This window comes from Candidatus Hydrogenedentota bacterium (genome assembly GCA_035416745.1).
Lineage (GTDB): Bacteria > Hydrogenedentota > Hydrogenedentia > Hydrogenedentales > SLHB01 > UBA2224.
Map to the genome: position 1 here is coordinate 1 of DAOLNV010000027.1, position 21,538 is coordinate 21,538.

The following is a 21,538-nucleotide window of genomic DNA, read 5'->3' on the forward strand; positions in this document are numbered from 1 at the left end:
TCGTACGAGTCGCTGCCGTCCAATGTGATTGTCCGGCCGGTGAGCGCGTTGATCTGGTCATCGCCCGCGTCCGCAACCGGCGCATCGTTGACCGGCGTGACCGTGATGGTCACCGCCGCTTCGTTGCCGTCGATTGCTCCGTCGTTGGCCCTGTACGTAAAGCTGTCCGCGCCGTTGTAATTCGCCTCGGGCGTGTATACGAACGAACCATCCGGGTCAAGCGTCAGAGTGCCATGGCCGGGGCCACTCACCAGCACCGCCGTCCGAGCATCGCCCTCCGCATCGGTATCGTTGCCCAGCACGCCCGGCGCGGTCACTGTCAGCGCACCGTCCTCGGCCACGGTGTACGCGTCATTTGCACTTACAGGCGGGTCGTTAACCGGCGTTACCGTAATCGAAACAACCGCCGCAAGACTCACCAGAATCTGATCGCTGGCTGCGTATCTGAAGCTGTCTGGTCCGTGGTAATCATGTGCGGGCGTATAGATGAACGAACCGTTGGACCTCAGAGTGAGCGTTCCGTGGCTCACGCCTGTCAGCAGCACCGCAGTCAAGTTGTTGCCGTCCGCGTCGCTGTCGTTGCCCAGGACGCCCGGAACGGCCACCGTCAACGTCTGGTCCTCAGCGATTGTGTATAAATCATTCGCGGCTACCGGCCGATCATTGACGGGGGTTACCGTGATGCTCACTGTCGCTACGTTGCTATCCAATTCACCATCGCTGGCTTGATAGGTGAAGCTGTCTGGTCCGTTGTAGTTCGCCGCCGGCACGTACGAAAACGAGCCGTTGGCGTTCAATGTCAGAGCGCCATGGCTCACGCCGCTTACCAGCACCGCCGTCAAGGCGTCGCCATCGGGGTCTGTATCGTTGCCTAAAACGCCCGGCGCACTCACTGTCCGGACCGCGTCTTCGCCCACCGCGTAAGCGTCGGCATTGGCTACAGGAGGCTGATTCTGTCTCGGAATAGCCGTCTCCAGAACAGGCGTTAGAATTGAACCCCCGCCAAGGCGGTATTCAGCGTACCCGGACAGAATCTGAGTACCACTTTCATCAAATGGGACATTGACTCTGTAGACAAACGTCGCCGGGAAACCCGGCACAGAGAGATACGCGAATTGAAGCTGCCCTGCCGCACCGGGCGCGGGAGCGATTACGGGGTAAGGTCCGCTCACATAGCTGTCGTATGTCCAGCCGCCTGGGAGAGTCTCATACAGGGCCAGGGCGGTGACTGGGGCGGCGCCTTCCATGTTGAAAGTCACTGCAATGTCCAGGGTCTGGCCCGACAGGTAATATCCCTGCGGAATAACTCTCTCTATTGTGAGAATCGTCTCTTGCGCACCGGCAGGGCCGGTGCTGGCGAAAATGAGGATAAGCACGAACGTGCCGTATAGACAGGCCCTCGCCCATTCTGAATGTCTTCCCGCGTACCACATTCCTGGCTCCTTTCAGCGACTTCAGTGCATGGTGAACCGAGATATGGCGTCGCCAGCAAGCTGTCGAAATAGGACGTGCCATGATTCAAAAGTGCGATACCCAAACCAAACTCTCGCTCATACCTGGAAGCCCGGGCCTCAAGAACCCCCTTTGTCAAGTAAATACCCCTGCTTGGAAGACCCGTATAGCTGTATGCCTATCCCAATGTCGATGCTATTCCGAGTAAATGTTAGCAAACTCCATGCCTATATACAATGTTTTTCGGCATTTACGGTAAATCAGCGTGGCAGACATTCAGGGTCTCGGGGGTTCTTGAAAAAAGGGCCTGTGTTTGTGGTATCTGGTCTTTCTTGCACGAAATGGCGCGGGTGCCTTTGCACCAGTGGTCATTTCGTCAGGCAGGTATCACCACTTTCCGGCCATGGCTGGATTCCTCTTTTTTGACGATTTGACGGATTTTCCCCGGGCTGGCCAGATGATTTTCAATGCTATTTGGATGTCTTGGCGCCGGCAAATATACGAATACTGCTGGCAGCAAAGGCGCAGGAAAGCGCGACCAAAACCTCTGGAATCCTAGCTAAAGCATTTCTCCAGGTGCTGGCGCGCACCCGAGGATTCTTGCGGTTACACCGCTTCGAGCGTCGAGGGCGGCTTCGGGGCAATGTTGTACGTCACACTCACAACGCCGGGCACTTTCTCTATGATCTCGCGAGCAAGCTCTTCAAGGAGCTCATAAGAAAGCCGGGTCGGAGATGCGACTCGAGCGTCAACGCTGTCCCAGCAACGCACCTCTATCTGCTGGCCAAAATCGCGTTTGCCGTTACGCATTCCGGTCACTCGGTCCTCATGAAGGATTGCCATATATTGAAATGCGCCGCTATTCTTCAGCAGCCGTTCGACAACCGAGGTCGCCTTGCGGACCGTAGCGATGCGCTCGGGATTTGCCTCGCCAATTACACGCGCCGAGAGCGCCGGGCCGGGGAAAGGAATGCGCTCGAACAGCTCCGCCGGAAGGCCGAGAGCCTTGCCCACTTTTCTGACGCCGTCCTTCCGCAACTGAATCAGCGGCTCGAGGATGCGGTAGCCAAAGGCCTTCTGCGGACTGATCCCAAGCTGCTCAAAGACATTGTGCTGCCGCTTGATTCCCGCCACGGTCTCATCAACGTCGGTCAAGATCGTTCCTTGAAGCAGGAACTTCGCTTCGCTCTTCTTAACGAGCTTGCCAAAAACGTCTTTGTAGAACGTCTGGGTAATGGCTTCACGCTTTTCCTCGGGGTCGGTGATTCCCCGGAGGGCCGCAAAAAACTGCTCGCGAGCGTCAAGTACTTCAACCGTAACGCCCAGCTTTCGAAAGAAACCCACCACCTGTTCGGGTTCCCCTTCGCGCATCAGCCCGTTTTCGACAAAGACCGTCCTCAAACGATTCCCCAAGGCGCGGTGGCCCAGCATCGTAACCGTTGACGAATCGACCCCACCTGACAGCGCATTGATGGCCGTGCCTTCCCCGACATCCGATTGGATCTCCCGGACCTTCTCATTGATGAACTGTTCCGTATCGAGTTCCTGCGCCGTGATTTCCTTAATCATAGGTGACCTGCTCCCTTTTGAGGTTACCGCCTTTGGTGTGAGTCGTCCCGCGCAAGAGTCCTGACGTTCGCGCCCTCAGCCGCCCCTGACGACCCCACCCCGCCCAAACCGCCAAAACACGACTGAGCCCATCAACGCTACTCCAAGGGGCTGGAAAACATCAACCGGGGCTGTCCAACCATTCGGACAGCCGCAAATCGAGCCTTCGGCGGCGAGTCACGATGCGCGTTGATTATAGTGTTCTCCGGGGTCTAACATTTCCGCATTCCGAAACGATGGGGGGATGGAACGAGTTATGAGCACGGCCAGGAAAATCACCTTTGACATGGACAAGTATCTAGCCGAGCAATCGTCGGAGATTCTCAACCGAGTCCGAAGATTCAACAACAAACTCTATTTGGAGTTCGGCGGGAAATTGATCTTCGACTACCACGCATCCAGGGTGTTGCCCAACTTCGATCCGAACGTGAAGGTGCGATTGCTCCAACAGTTCAAAGACAAGACGGACATTATTCTCTGCATTCATGCCGGGGATATCGACCACAGGAAGATACGCGCTGACTTTGGCATCACTTATGACGTGGATGTGCTCAAACTGATCGATGATTTGCGCGGGCAATGGCAGCTGGAAATCACGGCCATTGTCATCACGCGGTACGAGGATCAACCCTCGGCTCAGTTATTCAAGGATAGACTCGAACGGCGGAATCTCAAGGTATACACCCATCGTGCCACAAGAGGGTACCCCACCGACGTAGATATCATCGTCAGCGACGAAGGTTATGGACGCAATACCTATATTGAAACCACCCGTCCGCTGGTGGTGGTGGCCGGCCCTGGTCCTGGAAGCGGCAAACTGGGTACATGCCTTTCCCAGCTGTACCACGAACACAACCGCGGCGTGCAAGCCGGGTACGCCAAGTTCGAGACATTCCCCATCTGGAACCTGCCCCTGAAGCATCCGGTGAACATGGCCTATGAAGCTGCCACGGCGGATCTCAAAGACGTCAACCTGATCGACCCATTTCATTTAGAGGCATATGAAGAGACCGCGGTCAATTACAATCGCGACGTGGAAGCATTCCCCGTCCTGAAGCGCATTCTAGAGAAAATCATGGGCACGGAATCCTGCTACCGTTCCCCGACTGACATGGGAGTCAATCGAGTCGGTTTCGGCATTGTAAACGAAGAGGCCGTCCGTGAGGCAGCCACACAGGAAGTAATCCGCAGAGTACTGCGGTACCGCTGTGAATACATGATGGGTTTGACGACGCGGGAAACGGTCGAACGGGTCGAATTGATCATGAATGAACTCGGGGTGCAGATAGAAGACCGGCGCGTGGTTCGTCCGGCAAGGGATGCCGCCAAACGGGCGGAGTCCGAGAAGAAAGGCCATGAAGGCGTCTATTGCGGGAACGCGATTGAACTTAAAGACGGAACGATAATAACGGGCAACAACTCATCCCTCATGCATGCTGCCGCCAGCGCGGTTCTGAACGCCACAAAACACCTTGCGGGGATTCCCGACAAGATCCATCTGATCTCCCCGAACATTATCGAAGCCATCGGCAACATGAAGAAAGACATCAAAGACGGCAAGAGTATCAGTCTTAACCTTGAGGAGGCCCTGATCGCCGTAGGTGCGTCTGCTCCCTTCAACAGCGCGGCCCAACTAGCCATCGAACAGCTGGGGAACCTCCGCGGCTGCGACATGCACAGCACACACATTCCAACGCCCGGCGACGAAGCAGGTTTACGAACGGTGGGCCTCCATTTGACCAGTGACCCGTTTTTCTCGACCGATAACCTCTATGTCGTTTGATTGCGCGTTCCGAAAATGTCTGCCGTGGGTTAAGGTCCATGCGGCACTCCGGCGATGCGTAACGCCAAAGTAAACGCTGCGACGCCCATCAATCGATAAAAACAGGACAATATCGAGGTTTTTGAACCGGGTTCTCCGCACAGTGAGGAAATCGGCCGAAACGGTCTGCTTTGCATGATTCTTCGGCGCCAACATAGAGAGTGGTACTGTTTGCGCGTACAGGCCATAGGCCGCGTGTACTGTCTTGACCCTCAGATATCTGTGACAGAGCGCTTTGACGACTACAAGAGGTACCGTAATTGGTGCGACCCTGCCGTGTGAATGCGTACACGGCTGGGCATGTTCCGAGGCCGGCGATTGACACCTTCCGGCGGCGGGTATAGGATGCTGTTTGACCTCTCGCCTGAGTAGGCCAAGGAGAAGCCAGACATGACCGCCAGCGCAAGAATCGCCGCGGGAACGTTGTTGCTCCTATGTCCAATGATCTTCTTGGCGTGCCCGGGCACGACCGGCCCGGAGGCTGCCTTCAACGGAGGGCCCCGCTCCGGTCCCGCGCCGCTGTCCGTTCAATTCACCGACGAGTCCGATGAAGGAGCGGCGCAGATAACGGCATGGCTATGGGATTTCGGCGACGGCCAGACAAGCACCCTCCAGCATCCTGTCCATGTCTATCAAACGCCGGGAAGCTATACCGTTTCATTGACCGTGACCACGTCTGAAGGCGGGGATGTCTTGGTTGAAGATGATTTCATTGAGGTGACCGGTGGGGAAGACGAGTTGAATGTGCCGATCTCCTACAACGTGTCGCCATCCCATCCGTTGGCGCATGTGCAAACTTGGGCCTATGTCATCCAGGACCAGACGGCGGGCGACAAGATCGCGCGCCTCGCCGCCAGCGAGTACGATCTCATTGTGATTGATGACCCGCGCACCTTCATGGACGAGGAGTCGTATGATGCGGCGGCCGATGTGGCTGCCCTGCACGCCACACAGGGCTGCGCCGGTGAGCCGAAGCTCGTGCTCGCATACGTGGACATTGGTGAGGCGGAAAGTTACAGGTATTACTGGCAGACAGGCTGGCGCGTGGGGTCGCCCTCCTGGATCATGTCAGAGGATCCGGACGGCTGGTCCGATAACTACCCCGTGGCTTACTGGAACCAGGCTTGGCACGATATCGTGTATGCTGCGGCCGATTCGCTCGTGGACCGCGTGGTCAGTGACGGCTATGACGGAATCTACTTGGATTGGATCGAGGCGGCGACCTTCGAGCCTGTTGTGGACCAAGCGCAGACGGACGGCGTGGACCCCCTGGCCGAGATGACGCTGCTCATCCAGGGGATCCGTGACAAGGCCCGGGGCCTCAATCCGAACTTCCTGATCGTTGCGCAGAACGCCACCGACCTGCGCACCGCACCCGGCTACCTGGCACTGCTGGACGCGCAGGCTCAGGAGCAAGTGTTCTTCGACGGGTCCGCGGAGGGGACCGGCCCGACTGACCCGCAACAAGGGGACTGCCGCCTTCCGCTTCACGAAGGCGGACCTGCGCCATCAGACAACCCGGCCTATTGCCTGGGCCTGGACACGCTGGAGATGAGCTCCGAGGAATACGTCGTGGCCCTGGCCGATTACCTCGAAGCTGGGATACCGGTCTTCGTGGTGGATTATGCGCTTCAGCAGGAGCACGCGGACTACGCTTACGCCCAGCATGAGCGGTTTCATTTTGTCGGATTGGTGACCATGCGTTCCCTCGAGGACCTTACGGCAACTCCTCCTCCTGCGCTGGCGGACTGCGAAGGATAAAGCCGCGGCGGCGAGCAGGAACTAGACGCCGGCGTCTGTACCCGAGCCGCTCTCCGTGTTCCGCGCCGGCCACCCGTTCGTGTTTCTCATCCGCGACAAAGCCTCCGGCGCCATCCTCTTTTGGGGGCGTGTAGCTCTGAACCGCGGAAACAATGCGTGAAACAACACCCAATTGGCAAAGGAAGCTGTCCCTTGCCGGGTTCGAAAGTTGAAAAAGCAGGTCGAAACCGTTACAACCACGCTTCAACCCGCATCAACGCCGTGAGGCATGGCGCCCCGAATAAGGAGTTCAGACGATGACTTTCCACGAGCTTGTTGAATCGTTGTCGCGGTACGACACGGTGCTCGAACCCGATCAGAATACGCCCGAATGGTGGGCGGGCGCGCCCTCGGTCTGCCGGGCGAAAGACGGCACATTCTATCTTGGCGCACGGATGCGGGAAGGCGATTCGCCGCGGGGGTGCCGGGGCTACGAAATACGGCTGCTGAAGAGTCCGGACGGCCGCAAGTTCACGCCTATCCGCAGCTTGAAGCGCGACGACGCGGGGTTGCCCGGATTCGAGCGGCCAGCGCTCGTGCAGGACCCGGCAACGGGGAGGTTCCGTCTGTACGGGTGCGCCAACCTGGGGCCCGGCTGGGGCATTTTCAAGCTTGACGACGTGACGGACCCCGCCCACTTCGACGTCGCGACCCGGAAAACCATTCTACAGGCAGCCCCCCGGGAGGAGGGTTTCGCCGGTTTGGCGGGGTTCAAGGATCCGTTTGTCATATATGACAGCGGTCTATGGCACATGGTCGTGATCGGCTACGACGAGATCGAGCGGGCCTACCATCTCACCAGCCGCGACGGCGAACGCTGGGAATTCGCGGGGGACAACCCCATCCTGGAGAATGCGGGGTGGCACAACTTCTACACGCGGCCCGCGTGCCTGGTGCCACTGGCTGTCGGATACCTGCTCGTGTATGAAGGGTCGCACATTTCCTGGCGGGATCCCATGTACAACATCGCTACGGGGCTGGCCTATTCGCCTGACCTCGACGAGTTTGTCGATCTGACTCCCGACGAGCCGCTCCTGAAGAGCACCACGCCCGGACAGTATCATACCTGGCGGTATTCTCATTGGCTCCCGGTGGACGGAAAGCTGTACGTGTATTTTGAGGCGGCGCGGCCCAACAACACCAATGAAACGCGTCTCGCCATCCTGGACACGCCGTGGGCGCCGGGGAAGTAGCTACTCCAGACCGCCGTGATTGACCAGGAATTGCGCCACGTCTTCATAGCCCATGAGGCGGGCAATGTTGAGCGGGGTAAGGTCGGTGAGCTGTATGTCGCGGGGATTCACCAAGGCGCCGCGGTTTACCAGCAGCTTTATCAGGTCCAGGCAGCCCGTGATGGCCGCCCAATGCATGGCAGTCAGTCCGTGGTTATCCGTCGCCTCGAAATCGTCGCCCCGCTCGATGCATTCGCGCACCTCCTGCACCTGGGAATTCCGTGCAAACAGGATCAACTCCGGCACACTTGCTTGGGATTCGACGCTCTCTTCCGATACGGCCAGGACTAAGGCGGTAACGCGAGCGTGCCCCGACCGCAACGCGCGGGAAGAAGGACTCTCTCCCACACTGTCCAGCTTGTGTGACCAGTGATTAACCACCTATTCTCTCCGAAACGGCGTTTCGCCCCTTCGTATCAGGACATACTCCCCGCTGGTAGATTCTAGCACAAACGCCTTAGCACCGCACCAGTTCTTGCAGCACTGTGCCTTGGTGAGGATTCCTGCCTTCACCCGTATGGCCGTTGGGCTTGCTTCATCCATGGCCGCAAGAGTGGGGCGAGGAGAAAAATTGGGCCACAACGGGGCCCGCACGCAATCATGAAAGAACAGACTAGAATGCGAAAAGGGAAATGGGCAAAATGACATGGAAGGGAGAGCCACTGATGCGAGCAATTGAACGAAAGCTCAGTCGGCGCGAGGCATTCAAGCTTGCCGCGGCAAGTACTGCGGCGCTGACCGTGGCGTCGTATTCCAGGGCAGCGCAACCCGTCTCGAAGAAGCCGAACATCCTGTTCATTATGGCCGACCAGTACCGCGGCGATTGCGTTGGGGCCGACGGCAACGATGCCATCATTACGCCCAACCTGGACCGTATCGCGCGCGAGGGGGTGCTGTTCTCGAGAGCGTACACGTCGACGCCGAGTTGCACGCCCGCGCGGGCGGGGTTGCTGTCGGGATTGTCGCCGTGGAACCACGGCATGCTGGCTTACGGCCGCGTAGGATGGAAGTATCCCCACGAACTGCCCCAGGAGATGCGGGACGCCGGCTACTATACCTTGGGCATCGGCAAGATGCATTGGTCGCCCCAGCGCAGCCTGCACGGGTTCCACGACACCATCCTCGACGAGTCGAGCCGGGTCGAGTCCATCGATTTCCGCAGCGATTATGTATCGTGGTTCTATTCGGAAGCGCCCACATTGGATTGGAAGGCTACCGGCCTGGGTTTCAACGACTACGATGCGAAACCGTATGCTTTGCCCGAACGGTTGCACACGACCGCATGGACCGGCAACACCGCAGTGAACTTCCTGGAGAATTACAGCCGCGAAGAGCCTTTCTTCCTGAAAGTCTCGTTCGCGCGGCCGCACAGCCCCTACGACGCTCCTGAGCGGTTCTGGGAGATGTACAAAGGCCGCGATATCCCGAAAGCGGTTGTGGGCGAATGGGCGAAGAAATACACGCCGCGAAGCGGCACGGAGTCCAGCATCTGGCACGGTGAGCTGGGTCCTGAGCAGGTGCGCAAATCGCGAATCGGCTACTACGGAAACATCACCTTCATTGACGAGCAGGTCGGACGCATGCTCAAGACGCTCGAGGACCGCGGCTGGCTCGAGAACACGCTGATTCTGTTCACCTCAGACCACGGCGACATGACGGGCGATCACCACCTTTGGCGGAAGACGTACGCGTATGAGGCGTCGGCCCGCATCCCGATGCTCGTCCGCTGGCCCGAAGGACTTGTGAACGCCAAACGTGGGCAGCGCCTGTCCTATCCCGTCGAGTTGCGCGATGTGTTGCCGACGTTCATGGATGCGGCGGGCGCCGGCGTGCCGGACGACATCGACGGCGACAGCCTGCTCAAACTTGTCCGGGGCGAGACCGGCGGGTGGCGTCCCTGGCTTGACCTCGAACACGGCCGCTGTTACGGCCCCGAGAATCATTGGAACGCCTTGACCGACGGCCGCTGGAAATACATCTATCACGCGCATCTTGGCGAAGAGCAGTTGTTCGATCTCGAAAACGACCCCCAGGAACTGGCAGACCTCGCGCAAACGAATGCCGCTGAAACGGCAACGTGGCGGCAGCGCATGATCGAGCACTTGTCGGTGCGAGGCGAGCAGTTTGTCAAGGATGGGAAACTCGTTGTGCGCGAGGAGTCCTTGCTCTATGGCCCCAACTACCCCGGCGCCTGGGAAGACGCGAAAGAAGCAGGCAAGGTGTAGAAACAAGACCGGAACAGGCCCGTCTCGCGTCCGTGGCGGGCGCTTGCACCAGCCCCCGGCCAGGGGTCAAGCTATGGCATGATGCACGATGCGCTGGATATCTTCGATCCCGTCATCCGCGACTGGTTTGTCGAGTCCGTCGGGCGGCCCACCGATGCGCAGTCCAAGGCATGGCCGGAGATCGCGTCGGGTAAGCATGTCCTGGTAACGGCTCCGACCGGCAGCGGCAAGACCTTGACCGCGTTTCTGTGGGCATTGAACCAGTTGCTGACGGGTGCGTGGCCGCCGGGCGCGCCCCGGGTGCTTTACGTTTCTCCCCTGCGGGCGCTGAACAACGATATCCAACGCAACCTGCTCACGCCTCTGGGCCAATTGCATCACCGCTTTCGGGCAGTTGGCCGGGACGTGCCCGAAATATCCGTTCTGACGCGGAGCGGCGATACCCCCCAGGAGGAGCGGCAGCGTATGCTGCGGCATCCGCCGGATGTCCTCATCACGACTCCCGAGAGCCTCAACATCATGCTGAGCTCGCCGCGAGCGCGCATGCTCTTTGCGAGCCTCAACACGGTCATCCTCGACGAAATCCATGCTGTGGCGGGCACGAAGCGCGGCACGCATCTGATCACCGCCGTTGACCGCATCGTACCGTTGGCGGGAGAGTTCCAGCGCATCGCGTTGTCCGCAACGGTTCGGCCTCTCGAGACAATCGCGGCGTTTGTGGGGGGATGCCGCGCGGTAGGCAGCGGCGAACAGACGGCATACGAGAAGCGTCCGGTGAGCGTGCTCGCGTCTCGGGCTGAAAAACGTTTCGAGGTCGCGGTGGAGTTCCCTGGGGACAGCGGCGCACTGCTTCAGGAAGGCACGCGCATGCCGGGTCTCATGGCGGCGGTCGGTCAAATCATCCGAGAGAACCGCTCGACGCTGGTGTTTACGAACAGCCGCCGCATGTGTGAACGTGCGACGCTTCTCATCAACGATGCCGAGGGAGAACTGGTCGCTTACTCGCATCACGGGTCGTTGTCGCGCGAACTCCGGACGGTGGTCGAACAGCGCCTCAAGAAGGGCGAACTCAGGGCTATCGTGGCGACAAATTCCCTCGAACTCGGCATCGATATCGGCGCGCTTGACCAGGTGGTGCTGTTGCAGACGCCATTTTCCGTTGCGTCCGCGCTGCAACGTATCGGCCGGGCCGGACACCAGGTCGGCGCGGTAAGCCGGGGCGTGTTGTTTCCTACCCACGAGCGCGATTTTCTCGACGCGACGGTAATGGCGAAGGCGGTGGCGGACCAGGATATCGAACCGTGCCGGCCCGTGGTGTGCCCCCTTGATGTGCTCGCGCAAATGATCGTGGCCATGGCGAGCGTTGAGGACTGGAACCTCGACGCCCTTTTCCGGTTTGTGCGCACGAGTTGGCCCTATCGTGAACTGGCCCGCAGGCAGTTTGACCTCGTCACAGAGATGCTGGCGGGGCGGTATGCCGAGTCCCGGCTGCGCGCGCTATCGCCGGTGCTCTCGATAGACAGGGTCAGTAACACCATCCGGGGTTCCAGGGAAAGCCTGCGTCTGCTGTATCTTTCCGGCGGAACCATACCCGATCGCGGCTACTATGCGCTCCGACGGGCCGATTCGCGCGCCAGGATAGGCGAGTTGGACGAGGAATTCGTCTGGGAGCGCCGCGTGGGACAGACCTTCACGCTGGGAACCCATGCCTGGAAGATCCGGGAGATCACCCACAACGACGTGCTGGTCGTTCCGGGGGATGCGAAGCGTTCCGATGCCCCGTTCTGGAGAGCGGAGGAACTCGCGCGGCCGTTCCATTTCTCGGAACGCATCGCGGGGTTCCTCGAGCGTGCCGAGAACGAATTGGATCAGGATGGTTTCGTCGAATCGCTCGAGGGTGAGTATTCTCTTGTTCCCGAGGCTGCGGAAAAGCTCGTGCGGTTTCTGAAGCGCCAGCGCGCGTCCACCGGGGCGCCGCTGCCCCACCGGCGCCACCTGCTGGTTGAATACACGGCCCCTGAACAGGAAACGGACAGCGTGCAGGCGGTGCTTCATACGCTCTGGGGAGGAGCGTTGAACCAGCCCTTCGCGCTTGCTCTCGCGCAGGCGTGGGAAGAGCGTCACGGTTACCGGGTCGAGGTCTTCGCCAACAACGATTGCGTAGCGCTGATGCTTCCCCACGAAACCGATGCTCGGGGGCTCGCCGGACTGGTTGAACCGGAACGCCTGGAAGCGCTCCTCCGAAACCGCCTCGAGCAGTCGGGTTTCTTCGGCGCGCGTTTCCGCGAGAACGCGGGCATTGCCCTGCAGCTGCCCCGGCAGACATTTCGCCGGCGCATGCCCTTGTGGTTGAACCGGCGACGGTCTCAGAAACTGCTCCATGCCGTCATGAAATACCCCGACTTTCCCATCCTGGCCGAAACGTGGCGAACGTGCTTGTGTGACGATTTTGACCTTGTCAGTCTCAAACACATGCTTCAGGAACTGCGGGACGGCGCCATCGCCGTGTCGGAGGCTTTCACCAAGCAGCCGTCTCCGTTCGCTGAGTCGATGGTGTGGCGGCAGACCAACTTGTTCATGTACCTCGATGACACGCCCATGGCGGGCCCTCAGTCGCGTCTGAGCGGCGAACTGCTGGCCGAAGTGGCGCGAACATCCGAATTGCGGCCGCGAATCCCGGTATCCGTTGTGGCTGCGTTCGAAGCCAAGACCCAGCGGCTTTGTTCCGGGTACGCACCCGCTTCCTCCAGTGATGTGCTCGAATGGCTCAAGGAGCGCCTCCTGCTGGGCGAGTCGGAGTGGATTGCGCTGCTGGCGGCGGTGAAGCGTGATGCGGGTCTGGAGGCTGCCACTGTTGCCACGGAGTTGCGCGAGCGGGCGGTGTGGGTATCCGGCCCGGGCGGTTCGAAGCGGTTCGTTGCAGCCATCGAATCTGTCCCGCGCGCTGCGCGTGCGTTCGGATGGCCGCTGAATGCCGTGCGCTGTTACGACATCGCAGCGCCCGGCAAGCTCATTGAGCCACCATTCCTGGCATCGGCGGCCGCCGTCTCGGGCCACGTGCCCCTCTTCGATTGGCTGGCTGAATGGTTGCGGTTCGTTGGTCCCGTGCCGGAACCGGCTCTCCGCGAATCCCTCCCCGTCACGCCGGAGCAAATCGACACAGCTGTGAGTGAGTTGGCGGATACCGGCGCGCTCGTGGTGGACCGGATTACCGAAGACGCCGCCGGGGTCGAGGTTTGCGATGCGGAGAACCTGGAACTCCTGTTGCGTATGACGCGGACCGCCGCCCGGCCGCCGTTTGAGCCGCGCCCGGCGGGAGAATTGCCATTGTTCCTGGCGCAATGGCAGGGGGTGGTTGCCGAATCACCGGGAGCGGTGGCCGCCGCCGTCCAAACGGGCACGAGAGCTGGGAATCGAGACCCGGGCGCCCTGGAGAGCGCTCTCGAAAAGCTCTTTGGTTATCCCATGGCGGCCGAGCTTCTTGAGAGTGAGGTGCTTCCGGCCCGTGTGCGCGGGTACCGCGGCGCCGATCTGGATGCGCTCAACCAGCGCACCGAACTGATGTGGTTCGGATGCGGGCTCAGACGCGTGGCGGTCGGATTCCCCGAACACGCAGGCCTGTTTCGTGGCCGCCAGGAACAGGGCAGCGGCGAACCGAACGCGTTGTTTCCGGACCCCCGCGGCCGGTATGCCTTTGAAGACCTGCTCGAGCGTTCGAGGCTCGATTCGGGCGCGTTGAGCAATGCCTTGTGGGACGGGGCATGGCAAGGCCGGCTCGCAAACGACAGTTTCGAGGCATTACGAAAAGGGGTCCAGACGAAGTTCCGCCCGGCGTCCCGGGAGTCCGCGCGCCATCCCTTGAGCCGCAGACGTGCGTTCAATCGGTGGAAGGCGACACGGCCGTTTGCGGGGGCATGGTACGCGCTGCCGGCGCCCTTCGAGCCCGCCGATCCGCTCGAACGTGAAGAAGCCAACAAGGAACGTGTGCGGGTCTTGCTCGATCGGTACGGCGTGCTCTTCCGCGAATTGCTGGATCAGGAAGCTCCTGAGATTCGCTGGGGGGCGCTGTTTCGGACGCTGCGTCTGATGGAGTTGTCCGGCGAACTCGTGACAGGGCAATTCTTTGAGGGCATTGCCGGGCTCCAGTTTGCATCTCCGGAGGCGTTTCGCATATTGCGCATGGGATTGCCTGATGACGCGGTGTATTGGATCAACGCAGCGGATCCCGCCTCACTCTGCGGCGTGGCTGTGGAAGGGTTGAAGGCAAACTTGCCCAAACGTCTTGCAAGCACGCACCTCGTGTACCATGGTCCGCGCCTGGTGGTGGTTTCGGAACGCCGCGCCAAACGCATCACCTTCTATACCGAGCCGTCCCACCCCCGGACGCGGGACTACCTCGACGTGTTCGGTCACATGTTGGGCCGTTCATTCCTGCCGCACGCCTCATTGTGCGTGGAGACCATCAACGGTGTTGCGGCTACTGGCAGCCCGTACCTCGAGGTGTTCCGAACCCGCTTCGACGTCGCGCCCAGCCCCCAGCACGTCACGCTGCGCCAAAGAACGTGATTGCGGCCACTCCCATGGAAGGGCGTTGGCAAGACCTCCGTGAGGCCCCTTGGCGAAGGGTCCGTGCGCAAAAAGCTGCGCAGAGAGCGGGAAAGGCATGATCGTCAGGTGTTCGAGACGGCGTGTTCCTGCTCGGCCTGACCGTCAAGCACGTGGCGGATGCTTCGGGCCATGGCTTCGATCGTGAACGGCTTGTTGACGGACGCGGCCGCGCCGGCGGCCTCGAGCTCCGACGCATCTTGCGGATATCCGCTCGAGATGATCACCGGCACAGCGGCCCCGCGCCGGCGTATCTCGGCAAGTACCTCATAACCGGAAAGCTCGGGCATCGAGAGGTCCAGGATCACGAGATCGATCGCGGCCTCCTTGTCGAACAAAGTGTGCAGGCATTGCCGTCCATCGACTGCCAGGGTAACGGCATATCCCAGGCGTTCTAGAATGGCTTTACCCACCAACCGTATCGAGAGTTCGTCGTCGACCAAGAGGATAGACTCGGAACCCCCAAGAAGCCGGAGCCGGCCGTCCTGGGGAGCGCGTGCGGCTGTGGGTTTCGCGTGCACAGGAAAATAGGCGAGGAACGTGCTGCCGGCGCCCATCTCGGTCTCGATATCTATCCAGCCGCCATGGCGCTCGACGATGCTGTATGCCGTCGCGAGACCGAGACCGGTACCCTTTCCCGCACCCTTGGTAGTGAAAAAGGGTTCGAACATCCGGGCGCGAACGTGCGGGCTGATGCCTGTGCCGGTATCCGAAACGCTGACACAGATGTATTCGCCCGGTTTGGAGTGCTTCTTGCCCCGGCAATCGGATGCGGAGACCGCGACCGTCTTCGCTTGGACCGTGATGCGCAGATTGGGCGTCTTGTGGCGCCGGCGCACCTCGTCCAGGGCATCCCGCGCATTCACACAGAGGTTCAGGATCACCTGATGGATTTGGCTGGCGTCTGTGCGCACTTTCGGAAGCTCCGGGGGGACCACGAAGGCGAGCTCGATCCGCCTGTCAAAGGTTTGACGGACGATACTCTCGATCTCCTTGAGGATGGCGCCCATGTCCACCGCCTCGATTATCACCTGAGATTTGCGGCTGAAGGCGAGCAATTGCTGCACCAGACCGGCCGCGCGCAACCCGGCTTTGTTAGCCTCTTCGATGTACGGCCGTGCGCCGCGTATAGTCTCCTCGGTCTGCGCCAGGCTGAGGTTGCCGAGGATGGCCGTCAACAGATTGTTGAAATCGTGGGCGATGCCCCCGGCAAGTTGCCCGACCGCTTCCATTTTCTGGGCTTGATGCAATTGGGCGGTGCTCGCATCGAGTTCGGACGTGCGTTGGGCCACGATGCGTTCCAGATGGTCCCGCTGCCGGGCCAATTCGGCTTCCGCGCGCTTGCGCCGGGAGATATCGTGGGCCACGAAGACCGTTCCGAGCGGTCTCCCGGCGGGATCCGTCAGATGTGTCCACGAGAGGTCGGCCGGTATGGATCGTCCTTCCCGCGTCAGAAGGTGCGTATCGTGCTGTTTCAACGACGGTGCGCTGTGGTTCTCGCGAGAGGCTTTTGGGGTCGCTCCCGGTATGCCGGCAATTTCGGGGAGGACGTGATTCAGGGGAAGTCCTACCAGCTCGGTCAAAGCGTATCCCAGCAACAGAGATGCCGCCGGATTGGCCACCGTGATTTCCCCGTTCGCGTCCGCGAGGAACATCGCATCCGGCATGGTAGCGAGAATCGTGTCAACTGCCCGGCGCGGGGTGAGTTCGAACGTGTGATATTTCCAGATTGCGAATGCCACCAGCGCGCCGCTGATGACGAACATGGTGTATCCGACGTCTGGGAAACGGCCATACACGGACTGCAAGACGATATCCACGATCAAACAGGCGAGATAGGGAAACAGTGCTCCAAGAGTAATCAAAGCCGCTTGCCGTTTTCGCCAGCGGCTCTGGGTTCTAAAGAAGTAACGCATGCACAGAACGACGCCAGTGAATCCGACCCCGCTTCCCCAAAGTGTCACCCCCCATGCCCATGCACGCTGTGGCGGCAATCCGTACGTCCATCCCCACCACGTCTTCTCGGGCGGTGCTGTAATCCACACGCCGGCAACTTCCAGCCCCAACAATGCCACGCTCACACCGTACACCAACGCCAGAAGCAACCGCGGAGCCGGACGCTCGCGCCGGGTGAACAGCAGCACGAAATGGAGCAAGAACGCGGGAATCAATGGCCAGCAAAAATCCAGATGCCACCAAAAAACCGCTTGATTGAAAGTGACCGAACTGCGGTAGCCAAATTCGACAAGCGCTCCGCCCGCAAGAGCACAACAGAGCAGGAAAAACACCTGATTGAGCCTGCGCCAGGGATCCAGCGATAGAACCAGGACGCCCAGAAACAGCGAGGCCACAAATGAGAGCAATGATGCTACGGCAAAGACATTCATGAAACGGCCCCCTACCACATGCGAAAACACGTCCCCCTTCCCCACTGAGTATTCTACTTTACCTTCCAGGAAAATGCCAAACCCGAATATTTTAAGTGCGAAAAACCCGAAATAGCCCGGGCTCTCCGCGAAATATGGAAGGGTTCGCGCTGGACGCATAACGTCCACAGCGTGATTTGAGCGCTTCGGCGAAGCTGGTCCGCGGCGTAGCGGGAAATCCATTGTCTGGCCGGCTGGCGCTCTCACGGGAGTTAGCCATGAGGCGTGGGGTGGCGCCTGCTATACTCTGCACGGACTCAAAGACTACACGGGGGTTCTTTTTGATGCGTAGACGCACCTTTCTTGCGCTGGCGGGCCTTGGGCTGGCGGGAACGGCCCGGTCCGGCGAACAAGCCGCAGTGCCCGAGGATGTGACCATGCCTGACTTCCCGATCACGGATACTCACGTGCATTTCTGGGACCCGGCCAATCTGCGGTATCCGTGGCTGGATAACTCGGAATTGCTCAATAAACCCTATCTGCCCGAGGACTACACCGCCGCATCCCTGCCGACGAACGTGGGGCGGATAGTATTCGTGCAAGCGGCATGCCTCACCGAACAGGCGGCCGAAGAAGTGGCGTGGGTGACCGGGCTGGCCCGGAAAGATGCGCGCATTCGAGGCATCGTGGCCGACGCGCCCCTCGAGAAAGGCGACGAGGTTGCGCCGTTGCTCGAATCGTTCGCCCGGAATCCGCTTGTGAAAGGCGTACGGCGGTTTTTGCGAAACGGCATCGTTGATGGCGAACTCACCCCCGGTTACGTGCGCGGGGTCGAGCTGTTGGGGCGCGGCAGATTGTCCTGCGACCTCGGCGTTGGTGCTGGCGAACTTCCTCTTGCCACCAGACTTGCAAGACGTTTCCCGGACGTGCAGTTCATGCTGTGCCACATCGGCGTGCCGGACATCAGGAACCGGAAACTCGACCCGTGGCGCGAGGAGCTTCGCGCGCTGGGGGCGCTCCCGAACGTGATTTGTAAACTGTCGGGCATGGCCACTCTGGCCGACCCTGATAATTGGACCCGCGAAGAACTCGGGCCATTTTTCGAGCATGTTTTCGCGTGTTTCGGGTTCGAGCGGACGGCGTTTGCAAGCGATTGGCCGGTCATGCTGCGCGCCACGACGTATCCGCGTTGGGTCGAGACCGTGATGTGGGCGCTCGAGGGCTGCTCCGAGGCGGACCGCCGCCATCTGTTCAACGATACGGCCTCGAAATGGTACCGGCTGGGCGCGTAGGAACGCGCCTCAAGCTTTCAGCGCGCCCGCGGTCATGCCCTGGATGAACGACCGCTGGAATACGAGAAACGCGACGATCAGGGGGAGGGTCGCGAGCAGCCCGCCCGCCATGACCATGCCGTAAGGCGTGCGCACTTCGCCATTGAGCAGGTAGATGAGCAGCGGCATGGTGTACATGCTCTTTTCCCGCAGCACGATGAACGCCCACATGAGATTATTCCACGAGGTAATGAGGACGAGGATGCCCAGCGCGGCCATAGCCGGTTTGGCAATGGGAATGGCCACGCGCCAGTAAATTCCGAACTCGCTGCACCCGTCGATTCGCGCCGCGGCGAGCAGGTCGTCGTGAATGTTGGCGGCGATGTACTGGCGAATCCAGAAAATGCCGAACGCGTTAGCCGCCCCGGGTATGATCATGGCCCAGTACGTATTAACCAGATGCAGCCGCGTCAGCACGATGAATACCGGGATCAGCGTGACCGCCGCGGGGATCATCATGGTCCCCAGCACGAACGCGAACAGCTTGTCGCGCCCCGGCGCTTCGTGAAACTTCGCGAAGGCGTAACCTCCCATTGAGCACAGGAACAGCGCCAGAAGCGTGTGGCCGCCTGCGATGACGCACGAATTCAGGAACGCGCGAGGCAGAGGAGTGGTCCTGAAGACGTCCACAAAATTCTGCACCACCACGGGGTGAGGGAAGAATTGCGGAGGCAAGGTGAAGATCTGGGCCTTTGTCTTGAACGCCGAAATCAGGAGCCAATAGAAGGGGAAGATGAACAGCGCCACGACGGCCAGCATCGCCGCGTATGTAAGCCCCTGTTTCAATACTCTCGAAATCATCGTTCTAATCCGTTGCCGGCCTGCGCCATTTCAGGACCACCAGCGAAATCACAAAAACAGCAAGGGCCACGGTGTAGGCCGCACTCGAGGCGTACCCGAACTGAAAGTCCATGAACGCCAGATTGAACAGGAACAGTCCAAAGTTGGTGGAGGATGTCCCTGGCCCGCCCTGGGTCATGACGAACACCTCGTCGAACATGTAGACGGTGCCGATGAGGGACATTATCCCGCAGAAAACGATGGTGGGCCGCATCAGGGGGAGGGTGATGTGGAGCATACGCTGCCAGCGCGTCGCGCCATCGATGATGGCGGCTTCGTAATAGTCGTCCGAAATGCCCTGCAACCCGGCGAGCATGAGGACCATGTTGTAGCCCGTCCATCGCCATACCAGGAGGATAGAAACCGAGATTTTGGACCACGCCTCGCTCTCGAGCCAGGGGATAGGGTCAATGGGACCGCCGGGGAACACTCCGGTCACGGCCCGCAGCACATAATTGAATAGTCCCGATTCGGCGCTGTAAAGCAGCGAAAACACAATCGCGATGACTACCATGGGCGTGATGCACGGCATGAACACGCCTACCCGGAACAGCCCGCGAAGACGAAGCCGTTTCGAGTTCAGAATGTTTGCGAAGATGAACGCAAACAAGAACATGGGCGGCACATACATCAAGCCGATAACGAGCGTGTTCGACAGCGCCGTGTAGAACATCTCGTCTGAAAACAGCATGACGAAGTTCTGGAACCCGGCCGGCGCCGGCGTTGTCAGCCCGTCCCATTTCATGAAGCTGAGATACAGCGAGAAGAGCAGCGGATAGAGGCCGAACACCGCGAACAGGATAAAGAACGGCGAGATGAAGAAATAGAAATGGCGGTAGCGCCATGCATCGCGCCAGAATCGCCGCCTGCGAGGAACCGGAGCCGCCACGTCAACCGCCCTCCGTCGGTTCACAGCCGGGGGCGAGCGCGCGGCCCAGCTGGCGCTCGAGTTTAACCGCCATCTGCGACAAGAAGGCTCGGTGGTCCAGCTTGTTCGTTTCCCACGCGCTCAGCGCCTGGGTAATGTAGCGCATGGCTTCGTTCCAGTCCTTCGTCCGGGTGAGGGTCGGGATTCTTTCGATGTCTTCCGCGAACAGGCGCCGAACCTTCTGCCCGCCGTAAAAGGGGTCGGGTTCGTCGAAGAACGGGTCGTCGAATGTGGTCATGAGACATGGAAACAGGTCGAAATTGCGGTATTGTTCGAGCTGGGCCTCTTTCGTGCATAAGACGTACTCGACGTATTTCCACGCTTCTTCCTTCTTCTTGCACTGCTCGGGGATTACCAGCACGGACCCGCCGAGATTGCTTGTCCGCAACCCGCCGGGTACGACAGCAGGCAGCCGAAAAACGCCCCAGTTACCGGCGCTCGGCGCGGCGTAATCCTTGATCGACCCGCCCAGCCAAACGGCCAGGGGATAGGTCGCGATCGCATCATTCTGAAAGGATGCATAGTACTCGGGGCCGGACACGTTGATCGACGCGGTGATATCCGCCCCGAGAAGCGCCCGCAGCACCTCAAGCGCCGCCACGTTTTCTTGCGAACAGATGATGATGCGTCCTTCGGGGTCGAACACGCCGCCGCCCGTCTGTTGCATGAGTATTTCAAAGAATTGAAAGAGCCCCGAGACCGACAGGGCCAGCATGCGAGTTTGCCCGCCGGACGCCTCCACAATGTGTTTGCCGGCCGCGATGTAATCGTCCCAGGTCTCGATGGTTTCGGGGTCGACGCTGTACCGCGCAAACAGGTCGCGTTTGTAAAACACCGCGCAGGGACCCATGTCCCACGGGATGGCATAGACGCGGCCTTCGTGAAGACAGTTGTCCCAGAACGACGGCGAGAACTTGTCGGCGTACTGCGCTGCCTTGTCGGTCAGGTCCATGAGCGCGCCGCTGGGGGCGAACTTGGGCGCATCGACCAGTTGCAGTTGCGAGATGTCCGGCGCGCCCACGCCGGCAATGAGCGATAACAAGAACCGGGACTGCATCTGCGCGCCGGTCATGTCGATGCGGATTTCGACCTCGGGGTGCTGCCGTTCGAATTCGGGCACGAGGGCCATCAAGCTGCCTGCCGCGATGTTCCAGCTCCAGACGTCCACGGCCACGCGCGGCTCGCCGGGCCCCGTACGGGCCGGTTCCTGGAGGCAACCCGCGAGAACGAGTGGAAGGAGCAGTATCCCGCGCTTGGCGAACATGGTGTTCCGGCTACCCTGGTTCTTGTCGGGGCCTGTGCTTCCCGGAGCCCCGCCGTGACATGTGG

At 60.3% G+C, this 21,538-nt stretch carries 13 protein-coding genes and 1 pseudogene; 7 read left to right on the forward strand and 7 right to left on the reverse strand.

Features of this window, described 5'->3' with window-relative positions; all coding sequences use genetic code 11:
* Positions 1–1,433 (reverse strand): cadherin-like domain-containing protein (locus PLJ71_10380; protein ID HQM49087.1); only part of this gene is annotated, 1,433 nt, incomplete at its 3' end.
* Between the two features lie 625 nt (positions 1,434–2,058).
* A complete protein-coding gene (locus PLJ71_10385; GenBank protein ID HQM49088.1) occupies positions 2,059–3,021 on the reverse strand; it encodes an ATP-binding protein in 963 nt (320 codons plus the stop codon).
* A gap of 295 nt (positions 3,022–3,316) precedes the next feature.
* Here PLJ71_10385 and PLJ71_10390 point away from each other — a divergent pair, with 295 nt between their 5' ends.
* The 4 genes and pseudogenes from PLJ71_10390 to PLJ71_10405 all read left to right on the forward strand — a co-directional run bounded on the left by PLJ71_10390 (position 3,317) and on the right by PLJ71_10405 (position 7,875).
* Positions 3,317–4,843 carry a DUF1846 domain-containing protein gene (locus tag PLJ71_10390; GenBank protein HQM49089.1) on the forward strand — a complete coding sequence of 509 codons (1,527 nt, stop codon included), beginning with the start codon at positions 3,317–3,319 and terminating at the stop codon, positions 4,841–4,843.
* Positions 4,844–5,272: 429 nt separating this feature from the next.
* Positions 5,273–6,643 carry an endo alpha-1,4 polygalactosaminidase gene (locus PLJ71_10395; GenBank protein ID HQM49090.1) on the forward strand — a complete coding sequence of 457 codons (1,371 nt, stop codon included), beginning with the start codon at positions 5,273–5,275 and terminating at the stop codon, positions 6,641–6,643.
* 55 nt (positions 6,644–6,698) lie between these two features.
* Positions 6,699–6,803: pseudogene (locus tag PLJ71_10400) on the forward strand (serpin family protein).
* Between the two features lie 136 nt (positions 6,804–6,939).
* A complete protein-coding gene (locus tag PLJ71_10405) occupies positions 6,940–7,875 on the forward strand; it encodes a hypothetical protein (protein HQM49091.1) in 936 nt (311 codons plus the stop codon).
* On the opposite strand, the gene PLJ71_10410 is transcribed toward PLJ71_10405, so the two are convergent.
* Positions 7,876–8,295, reverse strand: a complete 420-nt coding sequence (locus PLJ71_10410) for an ankyrin repeat domain-containing protein (protein ID HQM49092.1) — start codon at positions 8,293–8,295, stop codon at positions 7,876–7,878.
* Between the two features lie 284 nt (positions 8,296–8,579).
* On the opposite strand from PLJ71_10410, the gene PLJ71_10415 reads away from it, so the two are divergent.
* On the forward strand, positions 8,580–10,139 hold the full coding sequence (locus tag PLJ71_10415; protein HQM49093.1) for an arylsulfatase: 1,560 nt from the start codon (positions 8,580–8,582) through the stop codon (positions 10,137–10,139).
* A gap of 78 nt (positions 10,140–10,217) precedes the next feature.
* Positions 10,218–14,705 (forward strand): DEAD/DEAH box helicase, encoded by a 4,488-nt coding sequence (locus PLJ71_10420; GenBank protein HQM49094.1) that lies wholly within the window; start codon positions 10,218–10,220, stop codon positions 14,703–14,705.
* Positions 14,706–14,809: 104 nt separating this feature from the next.
* Here PLJ71_10420 and PLJ71_10425 read toward each other — a convergent pair whose 3' ends face one another.
* The gene (locus tag PLJ71_10425) at positions 14,810–17,131 is read right to left on the reverse strand and encodes a response regulator (protein HQM49095.1); all 2,322 of its coding nucleotides are present in this window, start codon (positions 17,129–17,131) and stop codon (positions 14,810–14,812) included.
* Between the two features lie 323 nt (positions 17,132–17,454).
* On the opposite strand from PLJ71_10425, the gene PLJ71_10430 reads away from it, so the two are divergent.
* On the forward strand, positions 17,455–18,402 hold the full coding sequence (locus PLJ71_10430) for an amidohydrolase family protein (protein HQM49096.1): 948 nt from the start codon (positions 17,455–17,457) through the stop codon (positions 18,400–18,402).
* 9 nt (positions 18,403–18,411) lie between these two features.
* Here PLJ71_10430 and PLJ71_10435 read toward each other — a convergent pair whose 3' ends face one another.
* The 3 genes from PLJ71_10435 to PLJ71_10445 are packed head-to-tail and all read right to left on the reverse strand — an operon-like array spanning position 18,412 to position 21,473.
* Positions 18,412–19,242: a carbohydrate ABC transporter permease gene (locus PLJ71_10435; GenBank protein HQM49097.1), complete on the reverse strand. Its 831-nt coding sequence runs from the start codon at positions 19,240–19,242 to the stop codon at positions 18,412–18,414.
* Between the two features lie 4 nt (positions 19,243–19,246).
* Complete coding sequence (locus PLJ71_10440; protein ID HQM49098.1) at positions 19,247–20,170, reverse strand: sugar ABC transporter permease; 924 nt, start codon at positions 20,168–20,170, stop codon at positions 19,247–19,249.
* Position 20,171: 1 nt separating this feature from the next.
* Positions 20,172–21,473, reverse strand: coding sequence for a sugar ABC transporter substrate-binding protein (locus PLJ71_10445; protein HQM49099.1), 1,302 nt, complete (start codon positions 21,471–21,473; stop codon positions 20,172–20,174).
* Positions 21,474–21,538 lie beyond the last annotated feature (65 nt).

Coding starts and splice junctions, on each gene's coding strand:
- PLJ71_10385 (HQM49088.1), bottom strand. CDS start 3,021: ATGATTAAGGAAATCACGGCGCAGGAACTCGATACGGAACAGTTCATC.
- PLJ71_10390 (HQM49089.1), top strand. CDS start 3,317: ATGAGCACGGCCAGGAAAATCACCTTTGACATGGACAAGTATCTAGCC.
- PLJ71_10395 (HQM49090.1), top strand. CDS start 5,273: ATGACCGCCAGCGCAAGAATCGCCGCGGGAACGTTGTTGCTCCTATGT.
- PLJ71_10405 (HQM49091.1), top strand. CDS start 6,940: ATGACTTTCCACGAGCTTGTTGAATCGTTGTCGCGGTACGACACGGTG.
- PLJ71_10415 (HQM49093.1), top strand. CDS start 8,580: ATGCGAGCAATTGAACGAAAGCTCAGTCGGCGCGAGGCATTCAAGCTT.
- PLJ71_10420 (HQM49094.1), top strand. CDS start 10,218: ATGATGCACGATGCGCTGGATATCTTCGATCCCGTCATCCGCGACTGG.
- PLJ71_10425 (HQM49095.1), bottom strand. CDS start 17,131: ATGAATGTCTTTGCCGTAGCATCATTGCTCTCATTTGTGGCCTCGCTG.
- PLJ71_10430 (HQM49096.1), top strand. CDS start 17,455: ATGCGTAGACGCACCTTTCTTGCGCTGGCGGGCCTTGGGCTGGCGGGA.
- PLJ71_10435 (HQM49097.1), bottom strand. CDS start 19,242: ATGATTTCGAGAGTATTGAAACAGGGGCTTACATACGCGGCGATGCTG.
- PLJ71_10445 (HQM49099.1), bottom strand. CDS start 21,473: ATGTTCGCCAAGCGCGGGATACTGCTCCTTCCACTCGTTCTCGCGGGT.